This window comes from Sulfuriferula sp., from assembly GCF_054605375.1.
Genome location: NZ_JBTSEG010000012.1, coordinates 1 through 18,767, shown reverse-complemented (window position 1 = coordinate 18,767; position 18,767 = coordinate 1). Strand labels below are relative to the sequence as shown.

Here is an 18,767-nt window from a genome sequence, read left to right as displayed (position 1 = left end):
GGTTCAGGTGTGCTGGATGACGAAGGCCGCTTCCACGCTGAAATTGCCGATGCCCCGATGATTGGTCATGGTCCAGCCGGTGTCGCGCAGATACGCGGTCATCTGGTGGTTCATATCGGGATTGCCGCAGATCAATACCCGGTCCTGCTCCGGATCGGCAGCCGGCAGATCAAGGTTGCCGAATAACTCGCCGGAGATGAACAGGTCCGAGCAACGGCTGCTGTTCGCGAAAGGCTCGCGTGTTACGGTCGGAACATAACGAAGTTTATTATTCGATCTGCGCTCCAGTTCCTCTTTGTAGGCCAGTTCAGCCACGTTGCGGACGGTGTGCACCAGTATGACTTTTTCGTAGGCTTCGTAGGTAGCTGGGTCGCGGATCATGCTCATGAACGGCGCCAGGCCGGTGCCGGTGGCCAGCAAATATAAGTTGCGGCCCGGCAACACATGCGCCAGCGTCAGTGATCCGGTCGTCTTGCTATTTACCCAGACTGAATCACCCGGTTGGACTTTGACCAGTTGACTGGTGAGCGGGCCATCCGGCACATGGATGCTCAGAAATTCCAGATGGTCGTCATCGCGGGTCGAGACGATGGAATAGGCGCGGGCGACAAGCTTGCCTTCCTGCTTCAATCCGATGGTTACGAATTCGCCATTGGCGAAGGCGAAGTCTGCCGGGCGGGTAAGTGTCAGGCTGAAGGTTCGATCCGACCAGGGCCGTACGGCTGTAACCGTTTGTTCAGAATAAGGCATGTAATACGCTCCATAACTTGTTTGTGATCCGGAAATATATCCGCGTTCATAAATTATAGACTGTCATTTTTAATGGTGGTTCTAACTGCTTCGATTTTCCTGCGGACAGGCTATTTATGGCTTTCTCCACACGCTGGCCAGCCAGTGCTGCTCTGCTTGCGGTAACCCGCTGGGGCGGTAATAGTGAGTCAGCCCAATAAAACCGGCATCCGACATATATTGCTGCCAGGTTGGCAGATCATAATAGGCGCCGTAGCGTCCGCCGTTCCAGCCTTCAATGTTGTTGCCGCGCGGGTTTGAGCTGAATAGCACGCCGCGCGGTTTCAGTGTCGCTTGCAATTGCCTCAGCACGGCAGGCAGTTCCTGACTGGGAATGTGGAACAGCACGGCATTGGCAAACACCCCGTCGAAGTGATCGGGCGGCAAATCCAGTTTCAGAAAGTCCTGCTGCCATATTTCGCAGCCGCTATATGCACGCGCCATTTCTGCAAACTGTGCCGCGCCATCCAGACCGATCACGCGATGACCAAGCTCGGAAAACACCTTGAGATCGCGTCCCGGCCCGCAGCCGAAATCCAGCAAGGTGCAGGGCGGCTCGCCTTCAATATATTGCAGTAGCGCCGCGATGTTCTGGCTCACATCATGATGGCGTGTGCCTTCCCAGAAGTCCTCACAACGCTGGTTGTAGTGCTGCAACGTAAGCGCGGAGATGTTTTCCAGATCCTGCGGACTCAGTTTCATGTCAATTATTTCCGGATATGCGAGCGCGGGTAATTGCCACCCATCTTTACCACTTCACCACATGCACATGATTCAACGAACGTCCCAAAAAGCGTTCGCCAATGGTCTGGAATTTGACCGGCACGTCGGTCACGTAAAATTCGTAGTGTGGCGGGACGGGGTCGGTGTTGGCCAGGCCTTGTTCCGCCAATAATGCCGCGGTACGGGTGGCCATGGCTTCGGCGGAGTCCACTAGTTTCACGTCTTTGCCCATCACGTTCTGCAATAGCGGCTTGAGCAGCGGATAGTGGGTGCAGCCCAGCACCAGCGTATCGATATGTTCCGCCAGCACCGGTTTGAGATATTCCTGTGCGGTCAGGCGGGTGACTTCATGGTCGAGCCAGCCTTCCTCAACCAGCGGCACGAACAGCGGGCAGGCCTGGGAATAGATACGCGCATCGGCCGCCATCGACTGAATGGCGCGGGCGTAGGCATTACTGTTGACGGTGGTAGGCGTGCCGATGACGCCGATCTGGCGGGTGCGGGTGGCCGCCACGGCAGCGACGGCACCGGCTTCGATCACGTCCAGCACCGGCACCGGCGACATGTCGCGCACTTCCTGAGCGGCGACGGCGGCCATGGTATTGCAGGCAATGATCAGTACCTTGACCTGTTTTTCCAGCAAAAATTCGGCGATCTGGGTGGTGTAGTGGGCGATGGTTTCCACCGATTTGACGCCATAGGGCACGCGCGCGGTGTCGCCGAAGTAGACGATGTTTTCGAACGGCAGGCGCTCCATCAGGGCTCGCACGACGGTGAGTCCGCCGATGCCGGAGTCGAATACGCCGATGGGTTGTTTGGGATCAATCTGCATGGATTTGGGCATTGCGATGTTGCGAGAGCGCCCATTGTACATGCTCGCGCACCAGTGCCGAGGGGTGGCCGGCACGGCTGTGCAGGGCATGCATAGCTACGTCGCTGGTCGGTGCGTTTCCCAATGCCACGGCAATGTTGCGCAGCCAGCGTTCATGGCCGATTCGGCGGATTGCGCTGCCTTGCAGGCGGGCGTCGAAGTCGTGTTCGCTCCAGGCGAACAGGGCCGCGAGGGTAGCGCTATCCAGACCGTTGCGCACCGCGAAATCGGCCAGTTCGCTGGTCTGGGCAAAGCGGTTCCACGGACACACCAACTGGCAGTCGTCGCAGCCGTAGATACGGTTGCCCATCAGCGGGCGCAACGCAACGGGAATGCTGCCGGAATGCTCGATGGTGAGATAGGAAATGCAGCGCCGCGCGTCCAGTTCATAGGGCGCCACAATCGCCTGCGTTGGGCAGATATCAATGCAAGCCTGACAACTGCCGCAGTGTGCGGAAACCGGCTTGTCCACCGGCAAGGGCAGGTCGGTATAGATTTCGCCGAGGAAAAACCATGAGCCGGCGGCGCGATCCAGCAGCAGGGTATGCTTGCCACGCCAGCCCAGTCCGGCGTTGGCAGCCAGCGCCACTTCCATCACCGGGGCGGAATCGGTGAACACCCGGTAGCTGAATGTACCCGCGACTGTCTCGATACGCGTCGCCAGTTGTTGCAGGCGGGTGCGCAGCACCTTGTGGTAATCGCGCCCCAGCGCATAGCGGGAAATGAAGGCGAGATCGCCGTCACCCATCACTGCCCAGCTCTCGGCAGCTTGTGGCGGCAGGTAGTTTATGCGCACCGAAATCACGCGCACCGTGCCGGGCACCAGCTCGGCGGGCCGCGTACGTTTGGTGCCGTGTTTTGCCATATAATCCATCTCGCCGTGGTAGCCTTTATCCAGCCAGGCGAGCAGCTCCACCTCGGTGTTGTCCAGCGCGCAACCGGTGATGCCCACTGCGCCAAAGCCGAGTTCCTGCCCCCACGCCTTGATATCCTGTACCAGTTTCGTTAAATCGAGTTCGCCATGATCCATCCTGCCGATGATACCCTGCCGCCGCTCACTCTTCACCTGCCCGATGAAGCCGCAACCCTTGCTTTGGGCGCAGACATGGCGCGAATACTGGCGCCAGGCCTGGTGTTTTATCTGGATGGCAACCTGGGTGCGGGTAAAACCACGCTTGCACGCGGACTCTTGCGAGGGCTCGGATATGAGGGAAAAGTCAAGAGTCCGACCTATACTTTGGTTGAGCTTTATGCTATTTCTAGGTTAAAGTTATATCACTTTGATTTATATCGCTTCGCAGATCCGTTAGAATGGGAAGAAGCGGGGTTCAGAGAATATTTCAATTCAGACAGCATTTGCCTGGTCGAATGGCCGGAAAAAGCCGGCGTCTGGCTCCCCAGGCCGGATGTACGGGTGCTGCTGAAAATGTGTGAAAGCGGTAGAGCAGCCGAATTGATGGCGGAAACGGAGGCGGGCAGGCAATGGTTAAATCAACTGAGAGGAACAAAGCACTGATAACCCGCTGGGGATTGCTGGCCGTATTGTTGTTTGCGCCGATCCTGAGTTGGGCAACCAACGAAGTCAACGCTGTGCGTTACTGGCCGTCTGCCGATTATAGCCGCCTCACCCTGGAATCGGCCAAACCCATCCGCTATAAACTCTTTACTCTCAGTAACCCTGAGCGCCTGGTCATTGATCTGGAAGATGTCGAGCCCTCACGCGCATTGCAGGACCTGTCCGGAAAAATCGACAGCAACGATCCGCTGATCACCGATTTGCGCGCCGGACTCAACCGGCCCGGCGTGATGCGGCTGGTATTGGATTTGCGCGGTGCGGTGCAGCCGAAAATATTCAGCCTTAAACCGGAAGGTGAATATGGTAATCGACTGGTGCTGGACCTTTATTCAGCCCATGCCCAAATCCCTGGCGCAGACAGCGCCGCTGCAGAATCGCAAGCAGAAGACCTCGCCAACCCCGAGATAGCTGCACCAACTGATACGCAGAAAGAAGATAAAGTAGCGCGTTCACGCGACAAAAAACCGCAATTCAAAATTACCCGCCTGATTACCGTGATGATTGACCCAGGCCATGGCGGCGTCGACCCCGGCGCGCATGGCGCCAAGGGCACTCTCGAAAAAAATGTGACGCTGGAAATAGCCAAACGCGTTCAGGCCAAGATCGATGCCATACCGAACATGCGTGCTGTATTGACCCGCACTGGTGATTATTTTGTTCCGCTGGGTGAGCGTGTAGACAAGGCGCGTCAAGTGAATGCGGATTTATTTGTGTCTATCCATGCGGATGCCTTTGTCAAACGCACGGCACGTGGTTCCAGCGTGTTTACCTTGTCCGAGCATGGTGCATCGAGTGCGGCTGCACGCTGGCTGGCGAAGAATGAAAATGACGCCGATCTGGTCGGTGGGGTGAACGTCGGTGTGAAAGACAAGAATCTGGCGCGTACCTTGATAGACTTATCGCAAACCGCAACGAACGATGATAGTCGCCGCCTGGGACATGCGGTGCTGACCGAACTCTCCGACATTAATCACTTGCATAGAGGTCGCGTTGAACAGGCGGGTTTTGCTGTGCTGAAAGCCCCGGACATTCCGTCCATCCTGGTGGAAACCGCATTCATTTCCAATCCTGAAGAGGAGCAGCGCCTGACCGACGACGCTTATCAGGACAAGATGGCCACCGCCATTGTGGATGGCATCAAGCACTACTTTGCCACCAACCCCGCGACCATCCGCGCCAAACTGGCGGCAAATTCATGATTTTTGATACCCGGCCGGGTTGACCAGCCGGGTATAATCGGGCGATCGATTTTTGGATAGCCCATGTCTGCCATACAACTCCTCCCCGATTTGCTGATCAGCCAGATTGCCGCTGGCGAAGTGGTCGAACGCCCGGCATCGGCGTTGAAAGAACTGCTGGAAAACAGCCTCGATGCGGGGGCGACGGAGATTCGCGTGCAACTGGAGCAGGGCGGCATCAAGCTGATGCGCGTGGCGGATAACGGCGCCGGCATTGCGGCAGCGCAATTGCAGATCGCCCTGGCACGCCATGCCACCAGCAAGATCGCCAGCCTGGATGACCTGGAGCGCGTTGCCAGTCTGGGGTTTCGCGGCGAAGCGCTGGCCAGTATCGCCGCGGTGGCGCGGCTGCGCCTGGCGAGCCGCGCTGTCGGCGCAGATCATGCCCACCAGATAGAGACAGACGGCGGCCGGCCCGGAGAACCCCAGCCCACGGCGCTGGCAGCGGGCACCACCATTGAAGTGCGCGACCTGTATTTCAATACTCCGGCACGGCGTAAATTTCTCAAATCCGAGGCCACCGAATACGGTCATAGCGAGGAAGCGTTTCGGCGCATTGCGCTGGCGCGGCCGGATGTGGCATTCAGCCTGCAGCATAATGGCCGCGCCCAGCATCACCTACGCAGCGAGGACGCGCGCCGCCGCATCTCAGCATTGCTGGGCGAAGAGTTCGCCGCCTCCGCGCTGGAAATCGACGAATCCGCTGCCGGATTGCGCCTTGCCGGCATGAGTGCGCTGCCTGCTTATTCACGCGCCAGCCGCGATGCGCAGTATTTTTTTGTGAATGGCCGTTTCGTGCGTGACAAGCTCATCGCCCACGCGCTGCGTCAGGCCTACCGCGACGTGCTGCACCATGATCGCCATCCGGCGTATTGCCTGTTTCTGGAACTCGATCCGGCGCTGGTGGACGTGAACGTGCATCCGGCCAAGATCGAGGTGCGCTTCCGCGACGGCCGCGCTGTGCACCAGTTTCTCTACCACGCATTGAACAGGACGCTGGCCGGGCGCGGCGGCGAGAACCCGGCAGCGCAGGCGCAACTGGCCAGTCCCGAGCCTGCCAGCCATGCCGCGCGCCCGGTGTTTTCCTCAGGCGCGCCTTATCAGGCGCCGATGCCGCTGGGTGTGGCGCAACCCACCACTTTTTACGACCTGATGACGCGCGATCTGCCGCTGCCAAAAACCGTTGCCGCGCAGACGGAAGAAACCGCCGCACACCCGCTGGGCTACGCCATCGCCCAGCTGCACGGCGTGTATATCCTCGCGCAGAATTCAGCCGGCCTGGTGCTGGTGGACATGCATGCCGCGCATGAACGGGTGGTGTATGAAAAGCTCAAGACTGCGCTCGACCAAAAAGCGGTGGCGAGCCAGCCGTTACTCATCCCCGCTGCATTCCAGGCCGATGCGCTGGACGTGGCGGCGGCCGAAGAGCACGCGGCCGCCCTGCACGAAATCGGCTTCGAGATTGCACCGCTGTCCCCCACCAGCCTGGCCGTGCGCGCCGTACCGCGACTGCTGCAAAATGCCGACCCTGCGCAACTCGCCCGCGATGTGCTGCACGAATTGCGCGAATGGGGGGCCAGCCGCGTGCTTACCGAACGCCGCAACGAATTGCTCGGCACGCTCGCCTGTCACGGTGCGGTGCGCGCCAACCGGCAATTGAGCATTACCGAAATGAATGCGCTGTTGCGCGAAATGGAAACCACCGAACGCGCCAACCAGTGTAATCATGGCCGGCCCACCTGGTTCCAGATCAGTCTGGCGGAACTGGACAAAATGTTCATGCGCGGAAAATAACAGGAATGAGCCAAAAGAAAGCAGTTAGCCGCGGAGTTAACGAATAAACAATATGCCGGAATCCGCTTGGCACGCGCCCGCTGGGTGAGGCCATCACTTACCGGGAGCGGGAGTTGAACCTCCGCCCGGGCATGCCTGGCTTGCAAATCCGCAAGCTGTGGCAGGGCGCATACTGTAGCAATAGGGGGGTAAATAACTTCTCTTCTGCTATATTTTACCTGGCCGTGCCCTGGTTCATCCGCATATTCCGGAAGCTCTTTGCGGCACTGCAGGCCGGCCGGCAGCCGCAGGACAGAGGGCGGGGCCGCTATGGCTGCGTTTATTAACTCCATGTCTGGGAACAAAAATATGGCAGCGAAAAGAAGATCCTGGCTGGCCCTGGCAATTCTCCTGGGAACGGTGCTGACAGTCACCGCGCAGATTGCCAGCGGCCTGCTCATGGCGTGGGCGAACATGCACCTCCGTGCCTTCCATGTGGTCAATGGTTTGGCAGCGGCGATGTTCCTGGCGGGCGAATGGCTATGGCTTCTTTTCAGCCCGTCGGGGAGAGTCGCGGCGCAGCGGATCTTCCTGTTGTCTGCGCAGAGCCGCCATGCTTTTGGGAGGCAAGTGCGCGCGCCATTGCAACAGGGCCCTTTGCGCGAGGGACTGGGTGCCCTGGTGGAAGGTATTTTCCTGGCTCTGGCCAGTCTCGTCGTGCTCTTTGGTTTTTTGATCTGGCAAGGGTTGGGTGGATTGCTGCCCTGGCATCGCGCCCTTGCCCTGCTGCTCGCCCTGCTGTGGCTCATTCATTTCGTTTTTACCGGTCTGGATCATCGCCCGCGCAAAAAGCTTCGGAAGGAAAACAACCCATGACGCATGTCGTTACGGAATCCTGTATTCGCTGTAAATATACGGATTGTGTCACCGTCTGCCCGGTGGACTGTTTTCACGAGGGCCCGAATTTTCTGACCATTGATCCCGCCGAGTGCATCGACTGCGCGCTGTGCGTACCGGAATGCCCTGTCGATGCCATCTTTCTTGATGCAAACCTTCCCGATGGGCAGGAGGAATACCTGGAAATCAATGCGCGATTAGCGGCCCGTTGGCCGGTCATCATCCAGAAAAAACCCGCGCTGCCAGATGCCGGGGAGTGGGGGAAAATCCAGGATAAGCGGCGCTATCTGGATGAAGGCAAGACAGCGGCGGAAACGTCTATACCCAGGCCAGCCTCGCTGCTGGAAGAATATAAACGCACCCCCGAGTTCGATGCGGACAGTATCCCGCAAGGATTGCGGCACGACCACCGGACCAAGGCGGGTATCTGGGGGCGCATCGTGCTCCTGGACGGTAGCCTGCGATACTGTCTTGATGACGGTAGCGGGCGGAGCTGGCATTTAGCGCCGGAGCGCGAAGCCTGGATTCCCCCCGATGTGCCCCATCATGTGGAGGCCGTAGGGCCGGTGCGCTTTTATATCAGCTTTTGGCGGTGAAAACCCCGGCGTGTGCCGGGCGCTAAATGATGTTGCTTATAAAAATACCGGGTGATACCATTAACATGTATTAATAATGTATCTTTACATTTGCCATGATTATTAGCCCGCCCGCGGATTCCATCCCCAGCCCGGACAAACTCCGGGAGGCGTTGCGCGAGGTCATCGATCCCGAAGTAGGCATGAACATCGTCGATCTCGGTTTGGTTTATGACATTACGGTGGAGGACGGCGTTGTCTGCGTGGATATGACCATGACGTCTCCTGCCTGCCCGATGGGGGAAATGATTGTGGAAGATGTCGAATCGGTACTCCGCGCCGCGCTCCCCCGGGGAGCCGGGATCGAGGTTGCGCTGGTCTGGTCGCCGCCGTGGGAGCCATCCATGATGAGCGCCGAGGCCCGCCGGCATTTCGAGTGGTGAAGCTGGCCATGCGCGACGTGCCGCCCGCCTTGCGATTGCCCATGCTGATGCTCGGGATGATCGCTCTCGTTATGGGCGTGCTGGCGGGCTTGGCCCGGTTGGCGCTAGATGTACCGGCGCTCGCCCAGGCGCGGGCGGCGGGCCACGGCGCACTGATGATCGCGGCCTTTTTCGGTACCGTGATCAGCCTCGAGCGGGCGGTGGCCCTTCGCCGGGCCTGGCCCTATCTCGCACCGCTTTGCGCAGGCCTGGGCGGCATTGTTCTCCTGGCCGGTGCGCCCGAATGGGCTCCCCAATCGCTGTTCATCCTGGCCAGCGCGGTGCTGACAACGGCAAGCGGCATGGTGTTTCGGCAACAGCCGGCTCTGTTCACCGCTACCCTGGCCCTCGGCGCCCTGTGCTGGCTGGCCGGCAATCTGGTCTGGCAGGTTGATGCGAACATCGGCGCCGCCGTACCCCTGTGGATGGCCTTCCTCGTCCTCACCATTGCGGGCGAACGCCTGGAGCTCACGCGCTTCCTGCCGCCGCAGCCTGTCGCAAGACAATTCTTCATCAGCATACTCGTCGTCATGGGTGCCGGAACAGGCATCGCTGTGTCGGGAAATGCAGATGGCCTGCGGCTGTTTGCACTCGGCATGCTGGGTCTCGCCATCTGGTTGTTGCGCTACGACATTGCCCGCAAGACCGTGCGCCAGACGGGCCTGACACGCTTCATCGCCGTTTGCCTGTTGTCGGGCTATGCCTGGCTGGCGACCGGCGGCCTGCTTGGCCTCACCGGTGCCCTCATTCCCGGACACGTTTGGCGCGATGCCGCCCTGCACGCCGTGTTCCTCGGTTTCGTTTTTTCCATGGTGATCGGTCACGCGCCGATCATCTTCCCGGCGGTCATGCGCGTGAAGATTCCCTACCACCCGGTGTTCTATCTGCCGCTTGCCGCTTTGCATCTCTCGCTGCTGGCTCGCGTGGCGGGAGATATTCTGGGCATGTGGCCGTTGCGCCAGTGGTCGGGCGTCGCCAACGGGGCCGCGTTGCTGCTCTTCATCCTGACCCTGCTTGCCAGTGCTTTACGCGGCGTACCGGACAAGGAGGCGAAGCCATGAAGCGCAGCGCGGCGCTGCTGAAATTGTCGCGGGAGCACCATACCGCACTCGTGCTGGCGCAGCGCATAGCCAAAGCCGCTGACGCTGCCGCCATGGCGGCTTTGCTCGCGTCGGTGCCGGCGGTTTTTAGCCGGGAGGTGGAACCGCATTTCCGCGTCGAAGAAGAGTCCATGCTGCCGCATCTGGAAGCAGCGGGAGTCGTCAATCTCGTGCGCCGCACCCGGCAAGAGCATCGACTGCTACGCGAGCTTGTGGAGCGAATCGCGGCCGGCGACGATACCGCTCTGAAGCCGTTCGGCATCACCCTCAAAGCCCATGTCCGCTTCGAGGAGCATGAACTGTTCGCCGCCGCAGAGATGGTTCTGCCGGCGGAGTTCCTCGCAGGCTTCGGCCAATCGCCGCAGCCATTTTCTGACCACCCTGAACTTCCCGACTGATAGGAGTATTGACATGAATCACCAGCCTCACCAGCATCTCTCCCCTGACGCCATCTATCCTTTTGACGCGCGCGGCATTGCCAAGCGTTTTCGCCACGCGGCCATTTTTGGCGCGCTGGATGCTCTCCACCCGGGGGAAACGATGCGCTTTTGCAATGACCACGATCCTCTCCCTCTCTTGGATCAGTTGCGGCAGCGTTACGGGCAGGGCGTGAATATCCACTACCAGCAGCGGGACCCCGGGGTTATCGTCATCGACTTCATCAAGCTGGCCGGTTGACGCGGATGAAGTATCCCGATTTCTTCGATGCCGTGCCGCATATCCGGCTGCATGATCCCCTCGCAGCCTTTCTCGGTGCCGTTGGAGACGGCATCATCGACTACAGTTATCTCGATGCCGTCAAGCTGGCCGGACATTCCTGCCCGACAGTCGCCTCGGCCTACTGGCTTACCCGGCAGGCCTTGCTTGCTCTCTATGGCGAGGGCATGCCGGAGCGCGGCGCGGTGCGTGTCGAATTCGCTGCCGACGCATCGACTGGCGTCACAGGTGTTATCGCTAATGTAGTGTCGATGCTGACGGGAGCCGCCGCCAACGGCGGCTTCAAGGGCCTGGCCGGGCGCTTCGAGCGGCGAGGGTTGCTGTCTTTCCACAGCGAGGTGCCGCTGGAAATCCGCTACACCCGCCTTGACGGTGGCGGGCAGGTGGATGCGGAGGCCAATCCTGGCGGAGTGGCCGCCGCTCCCGAAACCGGCGCCCTGATGCAACGATGTTTGGCCGGAGCGGCCACTGCGGACGAAACCCGGCGCTTCGGAGCGCTATGGCAGGACCGGGTACGCCGTATCCTGCTCGATTACGGCGAGGATGCGACGGTATTCATCCTGCACCGCAGCCACTGATACCCGCTTTCTTAAGCGGCGCCGCGATACGAAGCCCAGGGCTGGAGGCTACTGCTTTTCCAGCCGCAAACCAGCTTGCGCTAAAGTTCTGTCCTCGCTTTGATATTGCAGGCGGGACAGGTTTTGCCATCAAATCAGCGCAATCCCCTGCACTCTGCTAGAATGCATGCCTGCGGTGTTTGCTACAGTCTCAATCCCGCTGCCTATCCGGCTTTCAAACCCCCATCCGCCTGCCCAAGACTGGCGCTGCCTATGCAGCGACAGGCCGATCTGTTTTTCAGGAAATTTATGTCATTCGCATCCCTCGGTTTATCCGAAGAAATCGTCCGTGCCGTTACCGAGCGCGGCTATACCGACCCAACCCCAATACAGTCGCAGGCCATTCCCGCCGTGCTATCCGGCGGCGATCTGCTGGCCGGCGCGCAGACCGGAACCGGCAAGACCGCCGGTTTTGTTTTGCCGATCCTGCATCGCCTTGCCGACAAGGCTGTCAAAGGCCCGTCCGAAGGCCGTCCCCCGATTCGCGCCCTGATATTGACCCCGACGCGTGAGCTCGCAGCCCAAGTGGAAGAAAGCGTGCGCGAGTACGGCAAATATCTGAAGCTGAACTCGATGATGATGTTCGGTGGTGTCAACATCAACCCGCAGATCCAGAAGCTGCGCAGCCGTGTGGATATCCTGGTGGCAACGCCGGGACGTCTGCTTGATCATGCCCAGCAAAAGACCGTGGATCTGTCCAAAGTCGAAATTCTGGTGCTGGACGAAGCCGACCGCATGCTGGACATGGGCTTTATCCGCGACATCAAGAAAATCATGGCGCTGATTCCCAAACAGCGCCAGACACTGTTGTTTTCCGCGACCTTCTCGGACGAGATCAAGACGCTGGCAGACAGCCTGTTGAATAATCCGGCCATGATCGAAGTGGCGCGTCGCAACGCGACTGCCGAGCTGATCTCGCAAAAAGCCTACGCGGTGGATCGCGAGCGCAAGCGTGAACTGCTCACCCATCTCATCAAGGAACACAACTGGTTCCAGGTGCTGGTATTTACCCGTACCAAGCACGCTGCCAATCGACTGGCGGAGCAGCTCGACAAGGATGGCATTCCGGCCATGGCGATCCACGGCAACAAGAGTCAGGCGGCGCGTACGCGTGCATTGAAGGAGTTCAAGGACGGCAGCCTGCAGGTATTGGTTGCCACCGACATCGCCGCACGTGGCATCGATATCAGCGAGCTGCCGCACGTGGTCAATTTCGAGCTGCCCAATGTGGCCGAGGATTATGTGCACCGCATTGGCCGCACCGGACGCGCAGGCAGTGAAGGCGAAGCGCTGTCGCTGGTCTGTGTGGACGAGCACAAACTGCTGGCGGATATCGCCAGGCTGACCAAACGTGATTTAACCGCCGAGATTTTGCCGGGCTTCGAACCCGACCCGCGCATCAAGGCGGAGCCGATACTCAACGGCAGCCAGCGTGGCAACCAGCCGCGCGGGGGCGGGCAGGGCAGGGCACGTACGCCGGCTAGATCCGGCGGTCAGCCGGCTGGCCGGCCTGCCGGAGGTGGTGGTGCCAAACCGGCTGCGCGTGCACCCGCCTTGCATCGTACTGGCGGTCGTAATCGTTAAGTGATTCAGGTTTTCGCGACTCCCTGCAGTCGCGAAGGCCGTATGCGGTTTATAGGGTAAATTGCCGAACGGCTTACCAGCCTGTGTCCTGTGGGCACAGGCTGGTAAGCCGTTATCGATCGGGTTGCCGTGACAGTTTTATTTACGCATCACCAGCATGATTACGCCGGCTGCTATCGCACCCACCCCAGCCCAGACTGGAATATCGACTGTTTCCTTGTTCTTGACCGAAAGTTCGAACGAACCCAGTTTGACCTCCTGCGTCTCCTTGGTGTAACTGAATCCGCCATATGCCAGTGCCAGGACGCCGGCCACGATTAATGCGATCGCCATCACTCTTATTGCATTCATGTTTGCCCCTTGAAAAATTCGATGGAAAGCAGCGCCTGGCTGCGTTCCAGGCTTCCAGTGTTGTTGTTCTGCGAAGCGATGCCCGCAGATCAGACGTTGATTATTATAGCGTTCACTTCCTGAGAAATCTGCGTGCAAGCTGCCATGCCAGCCAGCTGCGGCGTAGCCATTTACCTTTGCCTTTAGAACGTAAAACCATAAAAAGTGTGCTTGCACCCGCCACGAGTAATGGATTTCGCCATACAAAACGCACCACTTCCACGCCTTGATCAACTCGCGCCAAAGGGGCGCGCAGGGGTTCCATATATTGCCCAAGTTCAATCCGCTGGCTCGCCACCAGTGCCTGCAAATGATGGCGACGGCGGGCGAGCTGATTGAGGTGATGTCTCATTTATGGGCATCCAGTTGTGCACTGTCCTGGCGGAGTTCCGCGAGGGTAGCGGCAAACAGCCTGGGTTTGGTGCGCAGTTTATGCAGTGCCAACCAGGAGGCGGAAAGCCCGCCGATCAAAAACACCCCTGTGAGTCCAGCCAGAACCAGCAGACGATGAGTATCCCAGAACGCCACGACAATCAGCAATACGGCAAGCACCACGCCCACGCCGATACAGAATAAGGCAACCAGCATCAACATCAACAAGATTGCCAGCCGCTCGCGTTCTTCTTCCAGCTCGGTCGAAAATAGCTCCAGACGCGTATAAACGATGGCAATCAACGTGCCGGTGAGCGCTTTTAACGACTCGAGCAACCCTTTGCTGGCTGGATTGTTTTCCGCAGTCATCCCTGTTTAGCGACGGCCAATCAGCAAACCAATAACCAGGCCTACGCCGGCGGAGATACCTACTGCTCTCCACGGGTTTTCATGCACATAATCATCGGTTGCCCGCGCTGCGGCACGGGTTCTTTCGAGTAGCGCAGCCTGGGCATCGGCCATTTTGATTTTTGCGGCAGCGAGGGATTCCTCGGCTTTTGCACGCACTGCCGCCATGGCTTCGCCACCCTGGTTGGCAGTGGCTTTGAGCAAAGCTTCGGCGTCGGCAATCACCACCTTGAAGTCAGAAATCAACTGGTCTTTGGTAATGTCGGTAAAATCTGTTTCTGAGGTTAATTTTTTTGTGCTCAAGGTCGTTTCTCCCTCTCAAATTATTAATGCGTGAATCGTGTTGCTAATATTCAGGCCTGTAAGGATAGTAACAGATAACAAATACCCCGAATGCCTGAACTCCTGTTTTCACTGTAGACCGAGTCGGGATATCTGCCTAGGAGAAAGGATTTTTTTCGTTTGAAACTTGTCTCCCATGCTCTGGCAAGTTACCTTTACGTTTAGCACCCTAAAAACGAGATTACAAAATTGGATCCAATGCACCGCAGTTTGTTTGCCCGTACACCATGCCTCTATGGCAATGACCCGGAACGCATGCGCGCAGAAATCCGCGATTATTTCCACACCACTTTTGACCGTTACGAGCAATTGTTCGAGACACTCGTCTGTGATGAAGCGTATTACAAAAAACCCATCCCGTTGCGCCACCCGCTGATTTTCTATTTCGGCCATACCGCTACATTTTTTATCAACAAGTTATTGCTGGTAGGCCTTATCAGCGAACGTATCCACCCGAAATTCGAGTCCATATTCTCGGTGGGGGTGGATGAGATGAGCTGGGATGATCTGACTGATACCCACTACGATTGGCCGCGTCTGGCCGAATTGCGCGCCTACCGCGACCAGGTGCGTGCGCTGGTGGATCAAGTAATCGCCAGCGCCCCGCTGACCCTGCCGATCGACTGGAATCACCCCTGGTGGGCCATCGTGATGGGCATTGAGCACGAGCGCATCCATCTGGAGACATCTTCAGTGCTGATTCGTCAGCATGCGCTGGCTCATGTTCAACCGCATGCTGCATGGGGCGCATGCAAACTGGCGGGTGAGCCGCCAGGCAATGAATTGGTGTCGATAGAGGGCGGCGCAGTGCGTCTGGGCAAGGAGCAATCCGATCCGCACTATGGCTGGGACAATGAATACGGTCTGCATGAGGCTGCCGTGAGCCCGTTTCAGGTCAGCCAGTATCTGGTCAGTAATCGTGAATTTCAGGGCTTTGTCGATGCCGGTGGCTACCGGACGGACGCCTGGTGGGAGGAGGAAGGGCGCGGCTGGCGGAATTTCAGTCAGGCGCAGCACCCCAATTTCTGGATTGCTGATGGCAGCAACTGGCACCTGCGCTTGATGACAGAAGAAGTGCCCATGCCGTGGGATTGGCCCGTGGAAGTCAACTACCACGAGGCCAAGGCATTCTGTAACTGGAAAGCCGGGCAAACCGGTCAACCTGTGCGCCTGCCCACCGAGGACGAATGGTATCGCCTGTATGATGTAGCCGGTGTGGCCGAAGTGCCGTCGGATCAGGCTGCCAGCGCCAATTTACATCTCGATCGCTGGGCATCCGCTTGTCCGGTCACGACTTATCGTCACGGCGAGCTGTTCGATGTGGTGGGTAATGTCTGGCAATGGACCGAAACGCCGATTTATCCGCTGGAAGGCTTTGAGGTTCACCCGATTTATGACGATTTCACCACGCCCACTTTCGATGGCCGCCACAATCTGCTTAAAGGGGGTTCGTGGATCAGCTGTGGCAACGAGTCGCTGCGTAGCGCACGTTATGCCTTCCGCCGCCACTTCTTCCAGCATGCCGGGTTCCGTTATGTGGTGAGCGATGCGCCCGCCAGTGCGCCGAATGTGTTTTACGAGAGCGACAAGCAACTCTCCGAATATGCTGAATTCCATTATGGCGATGAATATTACGGCGTGCCCAATTTCCCCGGCACGCTGGCGCAGATTGCCATCCGCGCAATGGGTGACAAGCCAGCACATCGCGCACTCGACCTGGGCTGCGCGACCGGGCGTGCCACCTTCGAGCTGGCACGGCATTTTGACCATGTGACCGGCGTCGATTTCTCGGCCCGCTTTATCAATCTCGGCGTGCAATTGGCCGAGCAGGGCAGCGTGCGCTACACGCTGGTGGACGAAGGCGAACTGGTGTCGTACAAAACCCGGCGCCTGGCCGACCTGGGACTGGATGGATTGCGCGGCAAGGTGGCATTTCTGCAGGGCGATGCCTGTAACCTCAAACCCATCCTCAGCGGCTACGATTTCATTCTTGCCGCCAACCTGATCGACCGCCTGTACAGCCCGGCCAAGTTTCTCACCAGCGTGCATGAGCGCATCAACCTGGGTGGAATCCTGATGCTGAGCTCGCCCTATACCTGGCTGGAAGAGCACACCCGGCGCGAGGATTGGGTGGGGGGCTACAAAAAGGATGGCGAGAATTTCACCACGCTGGATGGATTGAAAATACTGCTGGGCAAACATTTCCGCCTGGTGCAGGCGCCGCAGGATGTGCCTTTCGTGATCCGCGAAACGCGGCGCAAGTTTCAGCACACCCTCGCTGAAGTGACCCTGTGGGAACGTATCGTGTGAGTTTTGACTTCGACCAGGCGATATCGCGCGAAGGGACTGACAGCGTCAAATACGACGGCCGCATTGCGTATTTCGGCACCGCAGAAGTGACTCCGCTGTGGGTGGCGGACATGGATTTCGCTGCCCCGCCTGCTGTTACCGCGGTACTGGCGGCGCGTGCTGCACATCCCATCTATGGCTATACACGTTATCCGGACAGTCTCTATGACGCGCTGATCGGCTGGATGCAGCAGCGCCATGGCTGGGCGGTCAAACGTGAATGGATCCTGATGTGTCCCGGCGTGGTGCCGTCATTGCATGCGGCGGTCATGGCGTTTGCCCGGCCAGGCGAGGGTGTTATCGTGCAACCGCCGGTGTATTTCCCGTTTTTCTCTGCGGTGACCAGCAGTTCGCGGCAGCTTGTTGAAAATCCTTTGCAGCTGATCGACGGCAGATACCGGATTGACTTCGACCACCTCGAGCACTGCGCTGCCAGTGGTGCCAAACTGCTGTTGCTGTGTTCGCCGCACAACCCGGTGGGACGGGTCTGGCAACCGGACGAACTCGCCGAGATACTGCGTATCGCACGCCGGCACAAGCTGGTGGTGCTATCCGATGAAATTCACGCCGATCTTGTCTATCCTGGCCAGCATCACACCGTGCTGGCCACCCTGGCGGACGAGTCCGACAGCCTGATCACCGCTGTGGCACCGAGCAAGACCTTCAATATTCCCGGCCTGGGCCTGTCCTGCCTGATCATCTCCAACCCGGAAGTACGCGCTGCGATCGGCACCGTATTCGCCAGCCAGCATGTCAGCGCCAGCAACCCGTTCAGCATCGTGGCATTCGAAGCCGCTTATCGTGAAGGTGGCGCCTGGCTTGATGCACTCATGGCCTACTTGCAGGATACGCGCGATTTTGTGCTCGACTATGTGCGTCAGCACCTGTCCGGTATCCGCGCGATTGCACCTGAAGGCACGTATCTGCTCTGGCTCGATTGCCGCGACATGCAATTGAGTGATGTCGCGTTACGGGACTTCTTTATTCATCAAGCCAGGCTGGGTATGAACGCGGGCACGGTTTTCGGCACCGGCGGCAGCGGCTTCATGCGCCTGAATCTGGCCGCGCCCAGACACATCATTGTTGCTGCACTGCGGCGCGTCAGCCAGGCGCAAGGCTTATCCGGCTAGACTGTCTACATGCAATTGAGGGGAATCAGTATGCTGCGCACCGCTTTGGTTTCTTGTTTTCTTGCTGCATGCAGCCATCTCAGCCAGGCTAAACCGATCAACCTGGAACCCGGTTTGTGGGCAACCCACATGCAGATGCAAATGAATGGTGTCGCCGCGCCCAGTGGCGATCGCGTACAAACCCGTTGCATGACCGCGCAGGACATGGAGGACGTCAGCCAGTTCATACCGCAGATTGCGCGGAAGGGGTGCGTCATTCAACCCGCGCGGCGTAGTGGTAATGCCTGGAGCTGGACCCTCGATTGTGCGCAAGGCCCGGTAAAGGAACGCGGGATGGGGCAGGTCACTTATCTGAGCGCGACCCACTACACCGGCATTTTAGAGACGGTAGTGGACATGCCAGGCGGGCAAGTCGAGCAAATAAAAATCAGTTATGACAGTCAGCGCAAGGGGGTCTGTGCAAATTGAAGTCTGTTAGACAGGGTTTTTCAGGTTATGCAGGAGATACTGGCGTCAGGCGGATGCTGAAACAACCATGGAAAGCTGCCGGTGACTACGGTAGAGTGATGCGCATAATTATGCTGTGAGGAGAATAAGATGAAACGTCTGTTGCTGGGTATGCTGTTGATTGCTGGTTGTTTCGCAGCCCCCGCTTTTGCCGATCCACCCGACCACTATCCTTTTGTTTCTTATGGTGAGGGTTTGCGACTGGCGCAGCAGCAGAACAAGCCGATATTCCTGTATTTCGGCCGCTATGGGTGCGGCTGGTGTGCCAAGACCAACAAGGAAAGTTTTTCCGACCCGGATATTCATCGCCTCTACACTCAACACTAC

General features: G+C 58.6%; 23 protein-coding genes and 1 pseudogene. 16 read left to right on the top strand and 8 right to left on the bottom strand.

What is annotated here, in order from left to right:
* Positions 1–3: 3 nt before the first annotated feature.
* From ACYCZJ_RS08475 to queG, 4 genes are all read right to left on the bottom strand, one after another.
* The gene (locus ACYCZJ_RS08475) at positions 4–750 is read right to left on the bottom strand and encodes a ferredoxin--NADP reductase (protein WP_461553795.1); all 747 of its coding nucleotides are present in this window, start codon (positions 748–750) and stop codon (positions 4–6) included.
* A 114-nt stretch (positions 751–864) separates the two neighbouring features.
* Complete coding sequence (locus ACYCZJ_RS08470) at positions 865–1,491, bottom strand: class I SAM-dependent methyltransferase (RefSeq protein ID WP_461553794.1); 627 nt, start codon at positions 1,489–1,491, stop codon at positions 865–867.
* A gap of 46 nt (positions 1,492–1,537) precedes the next feature.
* Complete coding sequence (gene murI / locus ACYCZJ_RS08465) at positions 1,538–2,356, bottom strand: glutamate racemase (protein WP_461553793.1); 819 nt, start codon at positions 2,354–2,356, stop codon at positions 1,538–1,540.
* Complete coding sequence (queG, locus tag ACYCZJ_RS08460) at positions 2,334–3,413, bottom strand: tRNA epoxyqueuosine(34) reductase QueG (protein ID WP_461553792.1); 1,080 nt, start codon at positions 3,411–3,413, stop codon at positions 2,334–2,336. Before queG ends, murI begins: the two co-directional genes overlap by 23 nt.
* Here queG and tsaE point away from each other — a divergent pair.
* The 12 genes and pseudogenes from tsaE (at position 3,405) to ACYCZJ_RS08400 (ending at position 12,942) form a co-directional block, all read left to right on the top strand.
* A complete protein-coding gene (gene tsaE, locus ACYCZJ_RS08455) occupies positions 3,405–3,899 on the top strand; it encodes a tRNA (adenosine(37)-N6)-threonylcarbamoyltransferase complex ATPase subunit type 1 TsaE (RefSeq protein WP_461553791.1) in 495 nt (164 codons plus the stop codon). The two genes, queG and tsaE, sit on opposite strands and share 9 nt — an antisense overlap.
* Positions 3,866–5,158 carry an N-acetylmuramoyl-L-alanine amidase gene (locus ACYCZJ_RS08450; RefSeq protein ID WP_461553790.1) on the top strand — a complete coding sequence of 431 codons (1,293 nt, stop codon included), beginning with the start codon at positions 3,866–3,868 and terminating at the stop codon, positions 5,156–5,158. Before tsaE ends, ACYCZJ_RS08450 begins: the two co-directional genes overlap by 34 nt.
* Positions 5,159–5,221: 63 nt before the next feature.
* Positions 5,222–6,991 (top strand): DNA mismatch repair endonuclease MutL, encoded by a 1,770-nt coding sequence (mutL, locus tag ACYCZJ_RS08445; RefSeq protein WP_461553789.1) that lies wholly within the window; start codon positions 5,222–5,224, stop codon positions 6,989–6,991.
* Between the two features lie 309 nt (positions 6,992–7,300).
* Positions 7,301–7,846 carry a hypothetical protein gene (locus tag ACYCZJ_RS08440; RefSeq protein ID WP_461553788.1) on the top strand — a complete coding sequence of 182 codons (546 nt, stop codon included), beginning with the start codon at positions 7,301–7,303 and terminating at the stop codon, positions 7,844–7,846.
* Positions 7,843–8,160 (top strand): annotated as a pseudogene (gene fdxA / locus ACYCZJ_RS08435) (ferredoxin FdxA); the annotation flags it as partial. The gene ACYCZJ_RS08440 and the pseudogene fdxA, both read left to right, overlap by 4 nt.
* A complete protein-coding gene (locus tag ACYCZJ_RS08430) occupies positions 8,134–8,463 on the top strand; it encodes a DUF1971 domain-containing protein (RefSeq protein WP_461553865.1) in 330 nt (109 codons plus the stop codon). The pseudogene fdxA and the gene ACYCZJ_RS08430, both read left to right, overlap by 27 nt.
* Positions 8,464–8,558: 95 nt before the next feature.
* Positions 8,559–8,885 (top strand): metal-sulfur cluster assembly factor, encoded by a 327-nt coding sequence (locus ACYCZJ_RS08425; protein WP_461553787.1) that lies wholly within the window; start codon positions 8,559–8,561, stop codon positions 8,883–8,885.
* Positions 8,879–9,985: a hypothetical protein gene (locus tag ACYCZJ_RS08420; protein ID WP_461553786.1), complete on the top strand. Its 1,107-nt coding sequence runs from the start codon at positions 8,879–8,881 to the stop codon at positions 9,983–9,985. Before ACYCZJ_RS08425 ends, ACYCZJ_RS08420 begins: the two co-directional genes overlap by 7 nt.
* Positions 9,982–10,422 (top strand): hemerythrin domain-containing protein, encoded by a 441-nt coding sequence (locus ACYCZJ_RS08415; protein WP_461553785.1) that lies wholly within the window; start codon positions 9,982–9,984, stop codon positions 10,420–10,422. The genes ACYCZJ_RS08420 and ACYCZJ_RS08415 overlap by 4 nt, the downstream gene beginning before the upstream one ends.
* Positions 10,423–10,435: 13 nt before the next feature.
* Positions 10,436–10,702: a DUF2249 domain-containing protein gene (locus ACYCZJ_RS08410; RefSeq protein WP_461553784.1), complete on the top strand. Its 267-nt coding sequence runs from the start codon at positions 10,436–10,438 to the stop codon at positions 10,700–10,702.
* A 5-nt stretch (positions 10,703–10,707) separates the two neighbouring features.
* Positions 10,708–11,319: a hypothetical protein gene (locus ACYCZJ_RS08405; RefSeq protein ID WP_461553783.1), complete on the top strand. Its 612-nt coding sequence runs from the start codon at positions 10,708–10,710 to the stop codon at positions 11,317–11,319.
* A gap of 288 nt (positions 11,320–11,607) precedes the next feature.
* On the top strand, positions 11,608–12,942 hold the full coding sequence (locus tag ACYCZJ_RS08400; protein ID WP_461553782.1) for a DEAD/DEAH box helicase: 1,335 nt from the start codon (positions 11,608–11,610) through the stop codon (positions 12,940–12,942).
* Positions 12,943–13,080: 138 nt separating this feature from the next.
* Here ACYCZJ_RS08400 and ACYCZJ_RS08395 read toward each other — a convergent pair whose 3' ends face one another.
* The 4 genes from ACYCZJ_RS08395 to ACYCZJ_RS08380 all read right to left on the bottom strand — a co-directional run bounded on the left by ACYCZJ_RS08395 (position 13,081) and on the right by ACYCZJ_RS08380 (position 14,415).
* Positions 13,081–13,293, bottom strand: a complete 213-nt coding sequence (locus tag ACYCZJ_RS08395) for a hypothetical protein (RefSeq protein WP_461553781.1) — start codon at positions 13,291–13,293, stop codon at positions 13,081–13,083.
* A gap of 112 nt (positions 13,294–13,405) precedes the next feature.
* Positions 13,406–13,684: a YqjK family protein gene (locus tag ACYCZJ_RS08390; RefSeq protein WP_461553780.1), complete on the bottom strand. Its 279-nt coding sequence runs from the start codon at positions 13,682–13,684 to the stop codon at positions 13,406–13,408.
* Positions 13,681–14,073: a phage holin family protein gene (locus ACYCZJ_RS08385; protein ID WP_461553779.1), complete on the bottom strand. Its 393-nt coding sequence runs from the start codon at positions 14,071–14,073 to the stop codon at positions 13,681–13,683. The genes ACYCZJ_RS08390 and ACYCZJ_RS08385 overlap by 4 nt, the downstream gene beginning before the upstream one ends.
* Positions 14,074–14,079: 6 nt before the next feature.
* Complete coding sequence (locus ACYCZJ_RS08380; RefSeq protein ID WP_461553778.1) at positions 14,080–14,415, bottom strand: ElaB/YgaM/YqjD family protein; 336 nt, start codon at positions 14,413–14,415, stop codon at positions 14,080–14,082.
* 237 nt (positions 14,416–14,652) lie between these two features.
* Between ACYCZJ_RS08380 and ovoA the strand changes: the two genes are divergently transcribed.
* From ovoA to ACYCZJ_RS08360, 4 genes are all read left to right on the top strand, one after another.
* Positions 14,653–16,764, top strand: coding sequence for a 5-histidylcysteine sulfoxide synthase (ovoA, locus tag ACYCZJ_RS08375; RefSeq protein ID WP_461553864.1), 2,112 nt, complete (start codon positions 14,653–14,655; stop codon positions 16,762–16,764).
* A complete protein-coding gene (locus ACYCZJ_RS08370) occupies positions 16,761–17,933 on the top strand; it encodes a MalY/PatB family protein (RefSeq protein ID WP_461553777.1) in 1,173 nt (390 codons plus the stop codon). The genes ovoA and ACYCZJ_RS08370 overlap by 4 nt, the downstream gene beginning before the upstream one ends.
* Positions 17,934–17,963: 30 nt before the next feature.
* A complete protein-coding gene (locus ACYCZJ_RS08365; protein WP_461553776.1) occupies positions 17,964–18,401 on the top strand; it encodes a DUF3617 domain-containing protein in 438 nt (145 codons plus the stop codon).
* Positions 18,402–18,530: 129 nt separating this feature from the next.
* A partial coding sequence (locus ACYCZJ_RS08360; RefSeq protein WP_461553775.1) for a thioredoxin family protein occupies positions 18,531–18,767 on the top strand: 237 nt, incomplete at its 3' end.

What these genes read in the sequence shown, in the direction of transcription:
- ACYCZJ_RS08425 (WP_461553787.1), top strand. Translation starts at nt 8,559, where the DNA reads ATGATTATTAGCCCGCCCGCGGATTCCATCCCCAGCCCGGACAAACTC.
- mutL (WP_461553789.1), top strand. Translation starts at nt 5,222, where the DNA reads ATGTCTGCCATACAACTCCTCCCCGATTTGCTGATCAGCCAGATTGCC.
- murI (WP_461553793.1), bottom strand. Translation starts at nt 2,356, where the DNA reads ATGCCCAAATCCATGCAGATTGATCCCAAACAACCCATCGGCGTATTC.
- ACYCZJ_RS08410 (WP_461553784.1), top strand. Translation starts at nt 10,436, where the DNA reads ATGAATCACCAGCCTCACCAGCATCTCTCCCCTGACGCCATCTATCCT.
- tsaE (WP_461553791.1), top strand. Translation starts at nt 3,405, where the DNA reads ATGATCCATCCTGCCGATGATACCCTGCCGCCGCTCACTCTTCACCTG.
- ACYCZJ_RS08440 (WP_461553788.1), top strand. Translation starts at nt 7,301, where the DNA reads ATGGCTGCGTTTATTAACTCCATGTCTGGGAACAAAAATATGGCAGCG.
- ACYCZJ_RS08470 (WP_461553794.1), bottom strand. Translation starts at nt 1,491, where the DNA reads ATGAAACTGAGTCCGCAGGATCTGGAAAACATCTCCGCGCTTACGTTG.
- ACYCZJ_RS08415 (WP_461553785.1), top strand. Translation starts at nt 9,982, where the DNA reads ATGAAGCGCAGCGCGGCGCTGCTGAAATTGTCGCGGGAGCACCATACC.
- ACYCZJ_RS08365 (WP_461553776.1), top strand. Translation starts at nt 17,964, where the DNA reads ATGCTGCGCACCGCTTTGGTTTCTTGTTTTCTTGCTGCATGCAGCCAT.
- queG (WP_461553792.1), bottom strand. Translation starts at nt 3,413, where the DNA reads ATGGATCATGGCGAACTCGATTTAACGAAACTGGTACAGGATATCAAG.
- ACYCZJ_RS08390 (WP_461553780.1), bottom strand. Translation starts at nt 13,684, where the DNA reads ATGAGACATCACCTCAATCAGCTCGCCCGCCGTCGCCATCATTTGCAG.
- ACYCZJ_RS08450 (WP_461553790.1), top strand. Translation starts at nt 3,866, where the DNA reads ATGGTTAAATCAACTGAGAGGAACAAAGCACTGATAACCCGCTGGGGA.
- ACYCZJ_RS08400 (WP_461553782.1), top strand. Translation starts at nt 11,608, where the DNA reads ATGTCATTCGCATCCCTCGGTTTATCCGAAGAAATCGTCCGTGCCGTT.
- ACYCZJ_RS08395 (WP_461553781.1), bottom strand. Translation starts at nt 13,293, where the DNA reads ATGAATGCAATAAGAGTGATGGCGATCGCATTAATCGTGGCCGGCGTC.
- ACYCZJ_RS08405 (WP_461553783.1), top strand. Translation starts at nt 10,708, where the DNA reads ATGAAGTATCCCGATTTCTTCGATGCCGTGCCGCATATCCGGCTGCAT.
- ACYCZJ_RS08385 (WP_461553779.1), bottom strand. Translation starts at nt 14,073, where the DNA reads ATGACTGCGGAAAACAATCCAGCCAGCAAAGGGTTGCTCGAGTCGTTA.
- ACYCZJ_RS08475 (WP_461553795.1), bottom strand. Translation starts at nt 750, where the DNA reads ATGCCTTATTCTGAACAAACGGTTACAGCCGTACGGCCCTGGTCGGAT.
- ovoA (WP_461553864.1), top strand. Translation starts at nt 14,653, where the DNA reads ATGCACCGCAGTTTGTTTGCCCGTACACCATGCCTCTATGGCAATGAC.